The organism is Sphingopyxis sp. GW821-FHT02C12 (genome assembly GCF_059421785.1).
In genome coordinates this window covers 252,357-267,129 of record NZ_JBWKVQ010000001.1, presented here as the reverse complement: position 1 = coordinate 267,129, position 14,773 = coordinate 252,357, and the positions used below count along the sequence as shown (strand labels likewise).

General features: G+C 65.2%; 13 protein-coding genes. 8 read left to right on the top strand and 5 right to left on the bottom strand.

Annotation, left to right across the window (positions count from 1 at the left end):
• Positions 1-110 precede the first annotated feature (110 nt).
• The 3 genes from AC07U1_RS01245 to AC07U1_RS01235 form a co-directional block, all read right to left on the bottom strand.
• Entirely contained in the window at positions 111-800 is a 690-nt protein-coding gene (locus tag AC07U1_RS01245; protein ID WP_495178652.1) for a nucleoside/nucleotide kinase family protein, read from the bottom strand.
• A gap of 4 nt (positions 801-804) precedes the next feature.
• Positions 805-1,545, bottom strand: coding sequence for a methyltransferase family protein (locus tag AC07U1_RS01240; RefSeq protein ID WP_495178651.1), 741 nt, complete (start codon positions 1,543-1,545; stop codon positions 805-807).
• Positions 1,546-1,635: 90 nt separating this feature from the next.
• The gene (locus AC07U1_RS01235; RefSeq protein ID WP_495178650.1) at positions 1,636-3,165 is read right to left on the bottom strand and encodes a lipopolysaccharide biosynthesis protein; all 1,530 of its coding nucleotides are present in this window, start codon (positions 3,163-3,165) and stop codon (positions 1,636-1,638) included.
• 124 nt (positions 3,166-3,289) lie between these two features.
• Here AC07U1_RS01235 and AC07U1_RS01230 point away from each other — a divergent pair, with 124 nt between their 5' ends.
• Genes AC07U1_RS01230 through zapE form a run of 3 tightly spaced genes read left to right on the top strand, consistent with a single transcriptional unit; the run spans position 3,290 to position 5,675 of the window.
• On the top strand, positions 3,290-4,072 hold the full coding sequence (locus AC07U1_RS01230) for a succinate dehydrogenase iron-sulfur subunit (protein WP_056343647.1): 783 nt from the start codon (positions 3,290-3,292) through the stop codon (positions 4,070-4,072).
• Entirely contained in the window at positions 4,069-4,554 is a 486-nt protein-coding gene (locus AC07U1_RS01225; RefSeq protein WP_187141090.1) for a PaaI family thioesterase, read from the top strand. The genes AC07U1_RS01230 and AC07U1_RS01225 overlap by 4 nt, the downstream gene beginning before the upstream one ends.
• Positions 4,551-5,675 (top strand): cell division protein ZapE, encoded by a 1,125-nt coding sequence (zapE, locus tag AC07U1_RS01220; protein WP_495178649.1) that lies wholly within the window; start codon positions 4,551-4,553, stop codon positions 5,673-5,675. Before AC07U1_RS01225 ends, zapE begins: the two co-directional genes overlap by 4 nt.
• On the opposite strand, the gene AC07U1_RS01215 is transcribed toward zapE, so the two are convergent.
• Together AC07U1_RS01215 and AC07U1_RS01210 are read right to left on the bottom strand one after the other, a co-directional pair.
• A complete protein-coding gene (locus AC07U1_RS01215; protein WP_495178648.1) occupies positions 5,646-6,689 on the bottom strand; it encodes a polysaccharide deacetylase family protein in 1,044 nt (347 codons plus the stop codon). The genes zapE and AC07U1_RS01215 overlap by 30 nt on opposite strands.
• A gap of 59 nt (positions 6,690-6,748) precedes the next feature.
• Positions 6,749-7,291, bottom strand: a complete 543-nt coding sequence (locus tag AC07U1_RS01210) for a phosphatase PAP2 family protein (RefSeq protein WP_495178647.1) — start codon at positions 7,289-7,291, stop codon at positions 6,749-6,751.
• 209 nt (positions 7,292-7,500) lie between these two features.
• Between AC07U1_RS01210 and AC07U1_RS01205 the strand changes: the two genes are divergently transcribed.
• The 5 genes from AC07U1_RS01205 (at position 7,501) to AC07U1_RS01185 (ending at position 14,756) form a co-directional block, all read left to right on the top strand.
• Positions 7,501-9,012, top strand: coding sequence for an eCIS core domain-containing protein (locus tag AC07U1_RS01205; protein WP_495178646.1), 1,512 nt, complete (start codon positions 7,501-7,503; stop codon positions 9,010-9,012).
• 224 nt (positions 9,013-9,236) lie between these two features.
• The gene (gene mdh / locus AC07U1_RS01200; RefSeq protein WP_495178645.1) at positions 9,237-10,199 is read left to right on the top strand and encodes a malate dehydrogenase; all 963 of its coding nucleotides are present in this window, start codon (positions 9,237-9,239) and stop codon (positions 10,197-10,199) included.
• Entirely contained in the window at positions 10,196-10,942 is a 747-nt protein-coding gene (locus AC07U1_RS01195) for a hypothetical protein (protein ID WP_495178644.1), read from the top strand. Before mdh ends, AC07U1_RS01195 begins: the two co-directional genes overlap by 4 nt.
• 9 nt (positions 10,943-10,951) lie before the next feature.
• Positions 10,952-11,842, top strand: a complete 891-nt coding sequence (gene sucD / locus AC07U1_RS01190) for a succinate--CoA ligase subunit alpha (protein ID WP_077147395.1) — start codon at positions 10,952-10,954, stop codon at positions 11,840-11,842.
• Positions 11,843-11,936: 94 nt separating this feature from the next.
• Positions 11,937-14,756 carry a 2-oxoglutarate dehydrogenase E1 component gene (locus AC07U1_RS01185; RefSeq protein ID WP_187141083.1) on the top strand — a complete coding sequence of 940 codons (2,820 nt, stop codon included), beginning with the start codon at positions 11,937-11,939 and terminating at the stop codon, positions 14,754-14,756.
• The last annotated feature ends 17 nt before the right edge of the window (positions 14,757-14,773 follow it).

Sequence of the window (14,773 nt, the reverse complement as noted above, 5' to 3'; positions counted from 1 at the left end):
TGACGTTCCAACATCTCGTCATTGCGAGCGAAGCGAAGCAATCCAGGGCGGTTTACGCGGACTCTGGATTGCCGCGTCGCTTCGCTCCTCGCAATGACGAAGGGGGAGTTTCAGGCCTCGGCCAACGCCTTGTCCACCGCAGCAATCGCGATCGCCAGTTCCTCCGTATAAGGAATCGTCGCGTCGATATCGACAATCGGCGCGCCATTGAACGTCAGCAGCGGCACCGTTTCGACCTTGCGCTTGATCAGCGCGCGGTCGTGGTCGGGCTTGCGCAGCATCACCGTGTCGACATCGACGTGCAGGCGGACGACGAGGGTCGGCTTGTACACCGCCATCTCGGCATAAAGCGCGCGCTCCTCGGCCTGCATCGCGGCGAGGCGCGGCGTGGTCGCGCGCCCGGCGAGGATCGGGCCATCGTGGAGGCCGGGGACTTCGAGCTGCGGATAGCGGTCGGTGACGATCACCTTGCCGGCGCGCCGCTGGTCGAGCAGCGCGTCGAATTTGGCGCGGCGCTTCTTCGACTTGTTCAGCGCATAGCGCGCGGCGAGATATCCGGGGATTGGTTCGCCGGGTTCGCGCAAGCGGTCGGCGATGCCGTCGAGGAAGCGATGCAGCGGCGGGCCGATGATCGGCCAGCGCCCGATGCGGCGGCCCTGCTCGCCCGAGCCTAGCCCGAGATAGCCCGACTCCGCCGCGTGGGTCTTTTGGATATGCGCGAGCAAATCCGCCGACAGGGTCGACTTACCCGACCCGTCGCTGCCGACAACCGCGATCAGGGGAGCGAGATCGCTCCCCATGCGATCAGCTCAGTTCCTTGAAGAAGCCGATCATCTTGAGCCCGCCGATGACGAAGCGGACGACGACGAGCGCGCCGAAGGCATAGACCCAGTTCCACTGCGCGGGCGTGAGCGCGTCGAAGTTGAAGTCGAGGCGCGCGAACCAGGTCAGGAAGACCGTCGTCGCGAGCAGGAACAATTTATTCTGTTCGCGCCAGATCATCCGCTTCCACCAGAAGGGATATTTGGGCTTTATCCAGCCGTGAAAGCGCGGGAGCAGCGCGGGGACGTCCTTCGCCCATTCGGCATGCGCCGCGCCGAACTTCTCACGCAGATATTCTTCTTCGTAGATCGAGATGCGCTCGTAGATCAGGATGCCAAGCAGGAAGACGATCGCGCCGAACACCCAGCTTCCCGACAGCATCGCGATGCCGGTAAAGTTCAGGATGCGGCCGACATAAAGCGGGTTGCGGACCAGGCTGTAAGGGCCGGTGGTGTTGAGTTCGCTGGCTTCGGCGGCGACCTTGGCGCGGCCCGAGGTGCCGAGCGCGGCCCAGCCGCTGGTGAAGATGCGGACGATCGCGCCGGCGCTGGCGATACCGAGCGACAGCCAGAACCAGGCACAGTCGCCGAAGGCGGTCTGGAACGGACCCCAATCCTTGCTGCACCAGGCGATCAGCACCGAGATCGCGATGGTGATGTAGATATAGGTGCCGCGAATGAAAAAGAGGCGCTTGCCGCTGCGGGCGAGTTCTTGCTGGTACATTTGGATCCGCCTGTTGGCCGCACACGCGCGGCGTCAGAATAAGGTGGGACGTCTCTAGCGATTTTTGCGGCTAAAATAAGACCGAATATTTCAGACGAGGCGCAGCTTGCGCGCCGTCTTGCCGAGCGAGGCGCGGTCGGCGTGGGGCAGGGCGAAGCGCAGCGACAGCCAGATCGCTGCGACCGCGAGCAGCACGATCAGCGGCAGCGCGATCGCGTCGGGCAGGCGCCCGGCGAGCCAAGCGGCGGCGCCCGCGACGAGGGTGATCGCGATGCCGCGCAGCGCGACGCCGGCGAACTGGTGGTCGAACGGATGGAGCTTTTCGTTGATCGCGAGCTGGAGCATCGGGATGCCGCCCATCACGACGAGGCCGATCGACATGGCGAGCGTCACGCCGGTCAGCGCATCCATATGCCCGACGATCAGCCAGCCCGCGCCGACGGCGACGATCACCCCGACGATGGCCGCGGTGAGTTGGTGGCGGAACGCCGCGACGACCTGCAGCACCGGCAGCGAGATGCCGAGCACCGCCTCGGCGGCGCGCGCGAAGAGCAAGATGACCAGCGCAGCCTGCGCCACCTTTGCCTCATGCCCGAACAGGCTGAGCAGGGGCGCGCTGCCCGCGGCGAGGATGGCGGCGAGCGGGAGCGCGATCGCCATGATCAGCCGCGTCGCATAGGCATAGATGTCGGTCACCTGCGCGCGGTCCTCGCGCTCGGCGCTGGCTGCCAGCGGCGCCATCACATAGACGAAGGCGATGCGGACGAGCTGGACGACGCTCGAGAGCTTGCGCGCGATGGTGAACAGCGCGGCGGCCGCGGCGCCCGCCGCGCCGGGCAGGATCAGGTTGAGCACCAGCGCCGGGGCGTCGCCGAAGAGGCGCGCGATGACGTTCGAGGGCAGGATCGACAGCCCGGCCCAGAACGTATTCTTCGCGGTCTCGCCGCCGCGCCCGCCGTGGAGCAGCTCACCGAAGACATAATAGCGCCGCAGCAGTCGCACACAGAGGATCGCGGTGATTGCGAGCGAGCAGAGATGCGCGATAAACAGGCCCTTGAGCCCCAGCCCGCCTGCGAAGAACAGCCCCGCGAACACCAGCCGCATGATCTGTTCCCACACGATGCGCAGGCGGATTTCGGCGCCGAACACCATGCGCGCGCGCATCGCGCTGGTCGCGATTTCGACGAAGGCCCAGAGCGGCAGCGCCCAGATGAAGAGCTGGATCGCGGGCACGACGAGCGGCCGGTCCTTCGCCGCGACGTTGAGGAAGGGCGCGAGGTCGGCGGCGAAGACGGCGATCAGCGTGGCGACGATCAGGCACGGCCCGACCCCGAACAGCATCGCGGTGCGCAGCGCCGCGGCGGCATCGGCATCGCTCGCCGATTGCGGCACGGTGCGCTGCATCGCGCTGGTCATGCCGAGGTCGAAGAGATTTTCGAGCAGGTTGATCGTCGCCCACAGCACGGCATAGAGGCCGTAACCCGCGAGCCCGAACATCAGCACATAAAGCGGCTGCGCGACGATCTCGACCACCGCGCCGAGGCGCGCGAGCACGGTGGTGCCGAGCCCCTTCGCGACGCTGCGGCTGGTAACGGCGGGGGCGGGCGTGTCGTCGCTCATCGTGGCGCCAGTAGCCGCTCGCGCGCGGCCCCGCCAGCGGGTTTCGCTTTTGCGTCCGTCACCCCTTGTCGTCGCGATTAATCGGGTCTAGTCCGACCCCGACTGCATCAGGGGAGCCAGCGACATGGCCGAATTTCGCCTTCCGAAGAACAGCCGCATCCAGAAGGGCGGCCAGACCCACAAAGCCGAAGGCGCGGCCAAAGTCCGGAAATTCAAGGTCTATCGCTACGACCCCGACAAGGGCGAGAACCCGCATTTCGACAATTTCGAGATCGATCTCGACAAGTGCGGCCCGATGGTGCTCGACGCGCTGATCAAGATGAAGAGCGAGCAGGACTCGACGCTGACCTTCCGCCGCTCGTGCCGCGAAGGCATTTGCGGCAGCTGTTCGATGAACATGAATGGCAAGAACGGCCTCGCCTGCACCACCGCGATCGAGGATCTGAAGGGCGACATCAAGATCACCCCGCTGCCGCATATGGAAGTGATCAAGGACCTTGTCCCCGATTTCACCCATTTTTATGCGCAATATAATTCGATCGAGCCCTGGCTGAAGACCAAGACGACGACGCCGAGTGGCAAGGAGCGGCTGCAGTCGCCCGCCGAGCGCGAGAAGCTCGACGGGCTGTACGAATGCATCCTGTGCGCCTGTTGCTCGACGAGCTGCCCGAGCTATTGGTGGAACAGCGACAAGTTCCTTGGCCCCGCGATCCTGCTCCAGGCGTATCGCTGGCTCGCCGACAGCCGCGACGAAATGACCGGCGAGCGCCTCGACGAGTTGGAAGATCCCTTCCGCCTCTATCGCTGCCACACGATCATGAACTGCTCGAACGCCTGCCCCAAGGGGTTGAGTCCGGCACGCGCGATCGCCGAGATCAAGAAGCTCGAGGCCGAGCGGCAGGTGTGAACGACGGGATAGAGGAACCTCGCCGCTATAGCTTTAGCGCCGAGGACGAGGGCGATGGCTGGCTGAGCTGGAACCTCAAGGACGCGAGCCGCTTCAACAGCTTCATCGAGCCGCTGTCGGTGCGTGTCGAGCCGAACACGCCCGACGGCCGTCCGCAGGCGCGGGTGCGGATGATCCCGGAGCGCAAGCACAGCAACCTCGGCGACAATGTCCATGGTGCGGTCACGCTCGCGCTCGTCGACATCGCGCTGTTCGCGGCATCGCACCAGTTCGGATCGCTCAACGCCGGCCATTCGGTAACCCTCGACCTGTCGACGCAGTTCGTCGGCGCCGGCCGGCTCGGCGAGCCGCTCGACGCCGTGGTCGAACTGGTGCGCGAAACCGGGCGGCTGATCTTCCTGCGCGGACTCGTGGTCCAGGGCGAGGGCGACAGTCACATCGTGCTGACCTTTGCGGGGACGATCCGCAAGGCGAGCAAATGACGACGGGCGTGCTCGCGGCCTATGATGCGCTGGTCGCGGGCGGCGAGTTGCGGCCCGACCCCGAGCAGCGCGCCGGGGCCGAACGGCTCGACCGCCTGCAAAAGGAACTCGAGGCGGTGCCGCCGCGCGGCAGCTTGCTCTGGCGGTTGACCGGCCGCAAGCCCGAGGCGCCGCGCGGTGTATATCTGTGGGGCGCGGTCGGGCGCGGCAAGTCGATGCTGATGGACCTGTTCTACGACCAGCTGACCATCCAGCGTAAGCGGCGCGTCCATTTTCACGCCTTCATGATCGATGTTCACGCGCGAATGCGCGAGGTGCGCAAAAGCGAGGCGGGCGATCCGATCCCGCTCGTCGCCGACGCGCTCTGCGAGGACGTCCGCTGCCTCGCCTTCGACGAGATGGTGGTGAACAACAGCGCCGATGCGATGATCCTCTCGCGGCTGTTCACCGCCTTGATCGACCGCGGGGTGACGGTGGTCGCGACTTCGAACCGGCCGCCGACCGATCTCTACAAGGACGGGCTCAACCGTGAGCATTTCCTGCCCTTCATCGCGCTGGTCGAGGCGAAGCTTGACGTGATGGGGCTGAACGGCCCGACCGATTATCGCCGTGACCGGCTAGGCGACGGGGCGCGCTGGTTCGTACCCGCCGACGCGGCGGCGAGTGCCGCGCTGTCGGCGGCCTTTTTCCGCCTGACCGACTATCCGCCTGAGGATCGCGCGCATGTGCCGACGCTCGACCTCGACCTCGGCGGCGGGCGCATCCTGCACGTGCCCAAGGCACTGAAGGGCGTCGCGGTCTTTTCGTTCAAGCGCTTGTGCAGCGAAGCGCGCGGCGCGTCCGACTATCTGGCGGTGGCGCGGCATTTCCACACCGTGATCATCGTCGGCATCCCGCGCATGGGACCCGAGAATCGCAACGAGGCGGCGCGCTTCGTGACGCTGATCGACGCGCTCTATGAATATAAGGTCAAATTGCTCGCGAGTGCGGCGGCGATGCCCGACGCGCTCTATGTCGCGGGCGACGGGGCGTTCGAGTTCGAACGCACTGCGAGCCGGTTGTCGGAAATGCAGTCCGACGACTATCTGGCCTTAGGCCACGGCCAGGAAGACGCCGCCTAGCACCTTGCCCCAGCGCGAGGAGTTGACCGTCACCGCGATCAGGTCGCGGACATAGCGGACCTCGTGGACGACATGGCCGACGCCCTGTTCGATGATACGGCGCAGGGTGCGCAGCGGCTTGGGCGCGGCGATGCCGATCCGCGCCGGGCGCGAGGGCGGGGCGGGCAATGTCGCGAAACCCCCGCTGGTGACGCGGGGATCCTCGGCGACGGCGCGGCACAGCGCCTCCATTCGCGCGATGGCGAGTCCGTTGGGCACCGCGCGGTCGCGGCTCAGAAGTTCAAAGCTGTGGCTGAAGGCCGAGAACTGGATGGCGCCGCTTGCCGCGCTATGACCCAGGGCATCGCGCATCTCTTCTTCGGACATCGCGCAGAGTTGGGCGGGACGGAAACGGCCCACGCGGTCCATCAACCCGCTGACCGGGACTTCGCATATGCCTTCATGCGCGCGGACCGCGAGGTTGCCCGGGTCTAGCGAAATGGCGCAGCCATGATCGCGATACGCCCCGTTGAAGCTGCTGTCGAAACGGAAGCCGAGCGCGGCGAGGGCGCGCAGCGTGTCGTCGTTGGCGCCGAAATTGCCGGCGCGAAAGGCGGTGGGCTTGGGCGCCCCGGCGCCGACGAGAATATCGCGGGCCAGGCCGATCAGCTTTTTCTGCGCGCCGAGGGGAAAGTCGCCGATGTTGCGGCCGGTGAGCCGCCCGATCGGGTTGAAGCGCGCGAATTCGAGCCATTCGGTGTGGATGTGAAGCTGAACCTCGTGCCCGCGCGCGACGATCGGCTGGACGATCCTGTCGATAATTTCGGGTCCATAGACGAGCGCGGGCATCGGATCGATGAAATAGACCCCGGTCAGGCCATGGCGTTCGAGCATGTCCATCTGGAAATGCACGCCATAATCGCCGTCGCGGCAACGACCGAGGATCGAGCTTTCGAAATTGGCACGCGCATCGGCGCCCCGTTGATAGAGGCCCGCCGACAATTCGGTGTCGAAGCTGATGATAGCCCGCGTCATCCCCGCGAGCCTAACAGGCAGGGGGATAAGGGAGGGTTAACCGGGGGTTGCGGCGGACCTCAGAAGCGCAGCGTCACATCGACCCCGGCGCTCTTGGTATCGGCCCAGGGGAAGATGTGGATATTATCGTTCGCCTTGGTGGTGATCAGATGCCCGGTCGCGGTGCCGATCGCGGCGCCGACGAGCACGTCGCCGACGCGGTGCTTCTTCGCTTCGACACGGCTGAGGCCGACGAAGGACGCGACCAGATAGGAGGGCAGGCCGGCTTCCCAGCCGTAGCGGTTGTGCAGCGTCGCCGCGGCGGCGAAGCTCGTCGAGGTGTGGCCCGAGGGAAAGCTCTTGTTGTCGCTGCCGTCGGGGCGGCGCGAAGGGAAGGCCTCCTTCAACCCTTGGGTGATCAGGATCGTGCCGCCGATGCTGCCACCCGCTTCCAGCACGCCCTCCCAGTCGCCCTGCACCGCCGGGACGCCAAAGGCCGCGACGACGAGCGCATTCTTGGCGACGGTGCCGGCATCGTCCCAGCCCTTTTCGCTGGCGTGGGCGGGCGCCGCGCATGCCAGCGCGATCGCGGCGCCGGTGATGGTCAGTCCAGATCGTATCATGTCGCTCGCCTCGTGCCGTTATGGCACCGATGCATAGCGCAGAATTGGCCGCGGCCAAAATTGCGGCTCCGGTACGCCGCTTTTGGCGGATTGGTCCAATTGGTGCGCCGGGAAGGCGGTTAGGTTCTCGCCGGGCCGGCTTGTATCGGGGTGACGAAAAGGGGGAATTCCGATACAAGCCGCCGACCGGAGTTGGAAGGCGAACTGCCATGTACCGACGCGCGATCCGCCGCAAAAACCGCGTTCTGCCCGCCACCGGCGCGCCGCAACAGGCGCCGGCGCGACGCGCGCGCGCGCCGCTTGCTTCGCTTATGGGGGTACCGTCGCACGCACCGCTGACGATCGGCGCTGCGAACGACCCCGCCGAACAACAGGCCGATGCCGCCGCCGATCATGTGATGCGCGCGGCGACGCCAGCGCGCGGCGAGGTGTCGGCGCCGGTCGTGCGGCGCGAGGCCAGCGGCGGTTCGATCACGGGGTCGGCGCCCGCGACCCCGGCGGCGCAGTCGGCGATCGCCTCGCTCGGGTCGGGGGCGCCGCTCCCGGCATCGGAGCGGGCGTTTTTCGAGCCGCGCTTCGGCGCCGACCTGTCGGGCGTGCGTGTCCATGACGGGGCCGCCGCCGACATCGCATCGCAATCGATCCAGGCGCGCGCCTTCACGCTGGGCAGCGACGTCGCCTTTGCCCGCGGCGAATATCGGCCGGGGACCGGCGATGGGCGGCGGCTGATGGCGCACGAACTGGCGCATGTCCTGCAGGGGGGCGGCGAGGCGCGCCGCGTCGTGCGCCGCGTCACCGCCGATCAATGCGCGTCGGACTGCACGATGGAAGATGGCATCGCGACCAAGACCGGCAAATATACGCTGACGATCATGGCGGACAAGGAGGGGCCGTTCCTGCTGATCCCCTTCACCTCCAACGTCGGGCACGCCTGGTTGCGGCTGCAGGACGACACCGGCAATTACTGGACCTATGGGTTCTGGCCGCAGACCGGTTTCGATGCCAGCCAGCCCTTTGCCGACGTCGAAGGCTGCGTTCATCATCCCGACACCGCGCACGACGACCATATCACCGCGTCGCAAAGCTATGAGCTCACCGCGGCTCAGTTCGCCGCGGCGAAAAGCTACGCCTCGGGGATATGCGCGGCCAAGCCCAAATATAATCTGTTCCAGTTCAACTGCACCGAATTCGTCCGCAAGACGCTCGACGCCGCGGGGCAGGGATCGTGGGGCGGCTTTGGGCTGATCTGGGAAAGCCCCAACGGGCTCGATGCCTGGATGCGTCTCCATGCGCTGGAAATCGGGACCAGCGCCACCGCCGCGACCACCGCGCCGAAGGCGGCGGGCGCCGGCTCGTTCGGGTTCGAACTATCCTATCGCCATCAATTTTATTCGATGCTGGGGCATAAATTGCGGCTCTATGGCGTTGGCCAGACCGAGTTGGGCGGGCCGATCAAGATCGCGGGGGCCGGGGTCGGGGTGTCGCTCGATCCCCAGCGCGTCTGGCTGCCGTCGCTCTATGCCGAGGGCATGGGGACATTCGGCGACATGAACCCCGGCGCGGATAAATTCGGCGCGGGCCTGTCGGCGGGTTATGGGCTGAACTATCGCATCGACGCCTTGGGCTCGATCGGCGTCGAGCATAATTTCCTCAAGGATTTCGTCAACGACGACCCCGCACTGGGTCGGTTGATGATCAAAGCCAAGATCAATCTGTGGTAGCCTTGGCGTTGGCGATCGATGCCGGAGGCCGGTGCAAATCGGCCTCTATCACTATTGCGAACTATTAGCAATTAATCTTTGATTTTCATGCTTTTCGCGGTTGTTTCCTTAAGGGAATCGGCGTAGGGCGGCGCCGTCTAGGGACCGGCGCGGCGATTTGGCCCGTGTGCCAGCCGGTTTTGTGCTTCATTGCCGGGCTTGCCACGAAGGGAGTGCCGCGCGCCATGGGACGCAAGAAAATCGCTTTGATCGGAGCCGGAAATATCGGCGGAACGCTGGCGTTGCTGGCGGCGCAGAAGGAACTCGGTGACGTCGTCCTGTTCGACGTCGTCGAAGGCGTGCCGCAGGGCAAGGCACTCGACCTGTCGCAGGTCGGCCCGATCGCGGGCTTTGACGCGAAGATCACCGGCACGAACGACTATGCCGACATCGCCGGCGCCGACGTCATCATCGTCACCGCCGGTGTTGCCCGCAAGCCGGGCATGAGCCGCGACGACCTGCTCGGCATCAACCTGAAGGTCATGAAGGCCGTCGGCGAGGGCATCAAGGCCAACGCCCCCGACGCGTTCGTCATCTGCATCACCAACCCGCTCGACGCGATGGTGTGGGCGCTGCGCGAATTTTCGGGTCTGCCGCACAACAAGGTCGTCGGCATGGCCGGCGTGCTCGATTCGGCGCGCTTCAGCCACTTCATCGCCGACGAGTTCGATGTGTCGGTGAAGGATGTGAACACCTTCGTCCTCGGCGGCCATGGCGACACGATGGTCCCCGTCGTGCGCTATTCGACGATCAACGGCATCCCCGTCCCCGATCTGGTCAAGATGGGCCTGTCGTCGCAGGACAAGATCGACGCGATCGTCAAGCGCACGCGCGGCGGCGGCGGCGAGATCGTCGCGCTGCTCGGCACCGGTTCGGCTTTCTACGCCCCGGCCGCGAGCGGTATCGCGATGGCCGAAGCCTATCTGGGCGACCAGAAGCGCATCCTGCCTTCGGCCGCTTATGTCGATGGCCAGTACGGCCTCGACGGCCTGTATGTCGGCGTGCCGGTGCAGATCGGTGCCGGCGGCGTCGAGAAGATCATCGAGATCGAACTCGACGACGCTGACAAGGCCGGCCTGCAGGTCTCGGTCGATGCGGTCAAGGAATTGCTCGACGCGTGCAAGAATCTGGATCCGTCGCTGGCGTGATGCTGCGTCTCTGCCTTCTTGCGGTGATGTTGTCCGGGTCCGGTGCTTCGGCACTGGCCCAGGATGTATCGACGCGTGGCAGGGACGAAATATCGCAAAGCCGGATTTCGCCTGAGAGGCCGGACCTGGTCCGGCCTCCTCCGATCATCCTGCCTCCGACGGTTTCGCCGAAGTCCGACCTGCGCCCGATTGCGGAGCAGCTTGGTGCGCCTGCGTCTCCTGCCGATTTCGTCGAAGATGCGCGGCGGTGTATGGCTGTCGTCAGCCCGGACAACAGCGTTCACTCGTATATTCTGGCGGAGAGCGGCTGGTCCTATACCCTGCCGCGCCAGAAGTCGAATGAGCTCGGTAACTATGAATTCATCCAGTTCTCTAAGGATGATCGGAGCATCGCGCTGCTGGACTTTGGCTCGCGCGTTATGTGCCGCGTGGTTGGTCGTGTGGAAGAGTTGAGCCAATTGGGCGAGGTTCGCAGGGCGCTTATCGACGGGCTTGCCGCCGCGTCGATTGGTGAATTGCCGAAATTCGAGCAGCTGGCAGCGAATATCCGGCGCAACGCCCCCGAAGTCGATCTTTCCAATATCCTCGTTGCGGGCAACCACATGCTGGAGCTTGCGGCGACCGAAAAGAGCGTCGCTCTTCGATCGGGCGAGGCTGACACGCAGTTCCGCGCCGTCATGGTGTCGTCGGTACCTTTACCAAAAGAATTCCAATCACATGCGCCAACCGGCGCGACCAATTAGGAGTCGTTCATGTCCATTCTCATCGACAAAAACACCAAGGTCATCACCCAAGGCATGACCGGTGCCACCGGCACCTTCCACACCGAACAGGCGCTGGCGTACGGCACCCAGATGGTCGGCGGCGTGACGCCGGGCAAGGGCGGCACGACCCACATCGGCCTGCCGAACTTCAACACCGTCGAGGAAGCCAAGGCCGCGACCGGCGCCACCGCGAGCTGCATTTACGTGCCGCCGCCGTTCGCCGCCGACTCGATCCTCGAGGCGATTGACGCCGAGATGGAACTGATCGTCTGCATCACCGAGGGCATTCCGGTGCTCGACATGGTCAAGGTGAAGCGCGCGCTGTCGGGTTCGAAGTCGCGGCTGATCGGTCCGAACTGCCCCGGCGTGCTGACGCCGGGCGAATGCAAGATCGGCATCATGCCGGGCAGCATCTTTTCCAAGGGCAGCGTCGGCGTCGTGTCGCGTTCGGGCACGCTGACCTATGAAGCGGTGTTCCAGACCACCAACGCCGGCCTTGGCCAGACGACCGCGGTCGGCATCGGCGGCGATCCGGTCAACGGCACCAACTTCATCGACGTGCTCGAACTCTTCCTCGCCGACGAAGCGACCAAGTCGATCATCATGATCGGCGAAATCGGCGGCGACGCCGAGGAGCAGGCGGCGCAGTTCCTGATCGACGAAGCCAAGCGCGGCCGCAAAAAGCCGATGGCCGGCTTCATCGCCGGCCGCACCGCGCCTCCGGGCCGCCGCATGGGCCACGCCGGTGCGATCGTGTCGGGCGGCAAGGGCGACGCCGAAAGCAAGATCGCGGCGATGGAAGCCGCCGGGATTACGGTTTCGGCGAGCCCGTCCGAACTCGGCACGACGCTCGTCGAAGTGCTGAAAGAACGCGTCTGAGTATCGCGCCCGCCGGAACGAAACGGTTCCGGCGGGCGTCCCCTTCCCAACCCTTCTCCCCGGAGCCATTTCTCGCAAGGGAATGGAAAAGATCATGAACCTCGAACGACAGAGCTTTGACATCGACGAGCCGCAGGCGGGCCCCAGCTGGGCGCCGAAGAACTGGCCGCCGATCGACAGCGACGACCTGACCGCTGCGCTCGATCCGCAGCAGATGCAGGTTGCGGTGAAGGCCGCCGCCGCCAAGGCCGGTGCGCCGCTGTCGAATGCCGAAGTCGAACGCGCGGCGAATGATTCGATCCGCGCGATGATGCTGATCCGCACCTATCGCGTGCGCGGGCATCTCGCCGCGAACCTCGATCCGCTGGGGCTCAGCACGCGCGAGCTGCCCGCCGATCTGACACCCGAATATCATGGTTTCGTCGGCGCCGATCAGGACCGGCCGATCTTCGTCGGCGGTGCGCTCGGCCTTGAAAAAGCGACGATCCGTGAGATCGTGGCGATCCTGCGCGCGAATTATTGCGGCAATGTCGGCCTCGAATATATGCACATCGCCGACATCGAGGAGCGCCAGTTCCTGCAGGAACGGATGGAAGGCGCCGACAAGATCATCGAATTTTCGGTCGAGGGCAAACGCGCCATCCTGAACAAGGTGATCCAGGCCGAGGAATGGGAAAAATTCCTCGCGCGCAAATATGTCGGCACCAAGCGCTTCGGCCTCGACGGCGGCGAATCGATGATTCCGGCGATGGAAGCCATCATCAAATATGGCGGCCAATATGGCGTGAAGGAAATCGTCTACGGTATGGCGCACCGCGGCCGCCTCAACATGCTCGCGAACGTGATGGCCAAGCCGTACAAGGTGATCTTCCACGAATTTTCCGGCGGCAGTGCCAACCCCGACGATGTCGGCGGGTCGGGCGACGTCAAATATCACCTCGGCACCTCGACCGACCGCGAGTTCGGCGGTGCGTCGGTGCATATGTCGCTGGTTCCCAACCCGTCGCATCTCGAAGCCGCCGACCCGGTCGTGCTCGGCAAGGTGCGAGCGCAGCAGGTGGTGCGCGACGACCTTGCCAAGCATGAGCAGGTGCTGCCCGTGCTGATCCACGGCGACGCGGCCTTCGCGGGGCAGGGGATCGTCTGGGAATGCCTCGGCTTCTCGGGCATCCGCGGCTACAATACCGGCGGCTGCATCCACTTCATCGTCAACAACCAGATCGGCTTCACGACCAGCCCGCAATATGCGCGCTCGTCGCCCTATCCGTCGGACGTCGCGAAGGGCGTGATGGCGCCGATCCTGCACGTCAACGGCGACGATCCCGAAGCGGTGACCTTTGCCTGCAAGCTGGCGATCGACTTCCGCCAGCAGTTCAAGCGCGATGTCGTCATCGACATGTGGTGCTATCGCCGCTTTGGCCACAACGAGGGCGACGAGCCTTCGTTCACCCAGCCGCTGATGTACGCCGTCATCCGCCAGCACCCGCCGGTGTCGCAGCTTTGCGCGGCAAAACTCGAAGCCGAGGGCGTGATCGATGCCGGCTGGGCCGACGCCCGCCGCGCCGAATTCGTCGCGCGGCTTGAGGATGATTTCGAATCGGCGAAAAGCTACAAGCCGAACAAGGCCGACTGGTTCGCGGGTCGCTGGTCGGGGCTGCACGCCCCCGCCGATCCCGAAAACGCCCGCCGCAACATCTCGACCGGGGTCAGCGACAAATTGTTCGACTCGATCGGTCGGATCATGACGACGATCCCCGCCGACCTCGACGTCCACAAGACGCTGCGCCGCGTCATCGACGCGCGTGGCGCGATGTTCGCCGACAAGAGCGACAAGGAAGTGTTCGACTGGGCGACCGCCGAGCAACTCGCGTTCGGGACGCTGCTCAGCGAGGGCTATCAGGTGCGCCTGTCGGGGCAGGATTCGGGCCGCGGTACCTTCAGCCAGCGTCACGCGGTCTGGGTCGACCAGCAGACCGAGAATAAATATGTCCCGCTGACCACCGTGCCGCACGGCCGGTTCGAGGTGCTCGACAGCCCGCTCTCCGAATATGGCGTGCTCGGGTTCGAATATGGCTATGCGATGGCCGATCCGAAGAGCCTCGTGCTCTGGGAAGCGCAGTTCGGCGACTTCGCCAATGGCGCGCAGATCATGATCGACCAGTTCATCGCGTCGGGCGAAGCCAAATGGCTGCGCGCCAACGGCCTCGTGATGCTGTTGCCGCATGGCTATGAAGGGCAGGGTCCCGAACATAGCTCGGCGCGCCTCGAACGCTTTCTGCAGCTGTGCGCGGGCGACAATATCCAGGTGTGCAATATTTCGACCCCGTCGAACTATTTCCACGTCCTGCGCCGCCAGATGCTGCGCCCGTTCCGTAAGCCGCTGATCATCATGACGCCCAAGTCGCTGCTCCGCCACAAGCTGGCGGTCTCGCAGCGCTCGGACTTCATCGGCGACGCGCATTTCCGCCGCATCATGTCGGACCGCACCCCGCCCGCCGATAGCGATGTGAAACGCGTCATCCTCTGTTCGGGCAAGGTCGGTTACGACCTGATCGAAGCGCGCGATGCCGCGGGCCAGACCGATACGACGGTGATCCGCATCGAACAGCTCTACCCCTTCCCGGGTGAACCGCTCGCCGTGCGTTTGAAACGCATGCCGAAGCTCGAGGAAGTGGTGTGGGCGCAGGAAGAGCCGCGCAATAACGGCAGCTGGTCCTTCGTCGAGTCGTTCGTCGAGGAAGCGCTGACCAACGCCGGGCACAAGGGCATGCGTCCGCGCTATGCCGGCCGTGCCGCGGCGGCATCGCCCGCCACCGGGCTGATGAGTCGTCACCAGACCGAGCAGTCGGCGCTGGTCGCCGACGCGCTGGGCCTGAGCGTTCGCGCCGAAATCCGCCGCACCAAGAATAAATAAGCGCCCCAAAGGAAAGC

Bases quoted from the DNA above. Each gene is read 5' to 3' on its own strand.
- AC07U1_RS01245 (WP_495178652.1), bottom strand. From the start codon at position 800: ATGGGGAGCGATCTCGCTCCCCTGATCGCGGTTGTCGGCAGCGACGGG.
- AC07U1_RS01240 (WP_495178651.1), bottom strand. From the start codon at position 1,545: ATGTACCAGCAAGAACTCGCCCGCAGCGGCAAGCGCCTCTTTTTCATT.
- AC07U1_RS01235 (WP_495178650.1), bottom strand. From the start codon at position 3,165: ATGAGCGACGACACGCCCGCCCCCGCCGTTACCAGCCGCAGCGTCGCG.
- AC07U1_RS01230 (WP_056343647.1), top strand. From the start codon at position 3,290: ATGGCCGAATTTCGCCTTCCGAAGAACAGCCGCATCCAGAAGGGCGGC.
- zapE (WP_495178649.1), top strand. From the start codon at position 4,551: ATGACGACGGGCGTGCTCGCGGCCTATGATGCGCTGGTCGCGGGCGGC.
- AC07U1_RS01215 (WP_495178648.1), bottom strand. From the start codon at position 6,689: ATGACGCGGGCTATCATCAGCTTCGACACCGAATTGTCGGCGGGCCTC.
- AC07U1_RS01210 (WP_495178647.1), bottom strand. From the start codon at position 7,291: ATGATACGATCTGGACTGACCATCACCGGCGCCGCGATCGCGCTGGCA.
- AC07U1_RS01205 (WP_495178646.1), top strand. From the start codon at position 7,501: ATGTACCGACGCGCGATCCGCCGCAAAAACCGCGTTCTGCCCGCCACC.
- mdh (WP_495178645.1), top strand. From the start codon at position 9,237: ATGGGACGCAAGAAAATCGCTTTGATCGGAGCCGGAAATATCGGCGGA.
- sucD (WP_077147395.1), top strand. From the start codon at position 10,952: ATGTCCATTCTCATCGACAAAAACACCAAGGTCATCACCCAAGGCATG.
- AC07U1_RS01185 (WP_187141083.1), top strand. From the start codon at position 11,937: ATGAACCTCGAACGACAGAGCTTTGACATCGACGAGCCGCAGGCGGGC.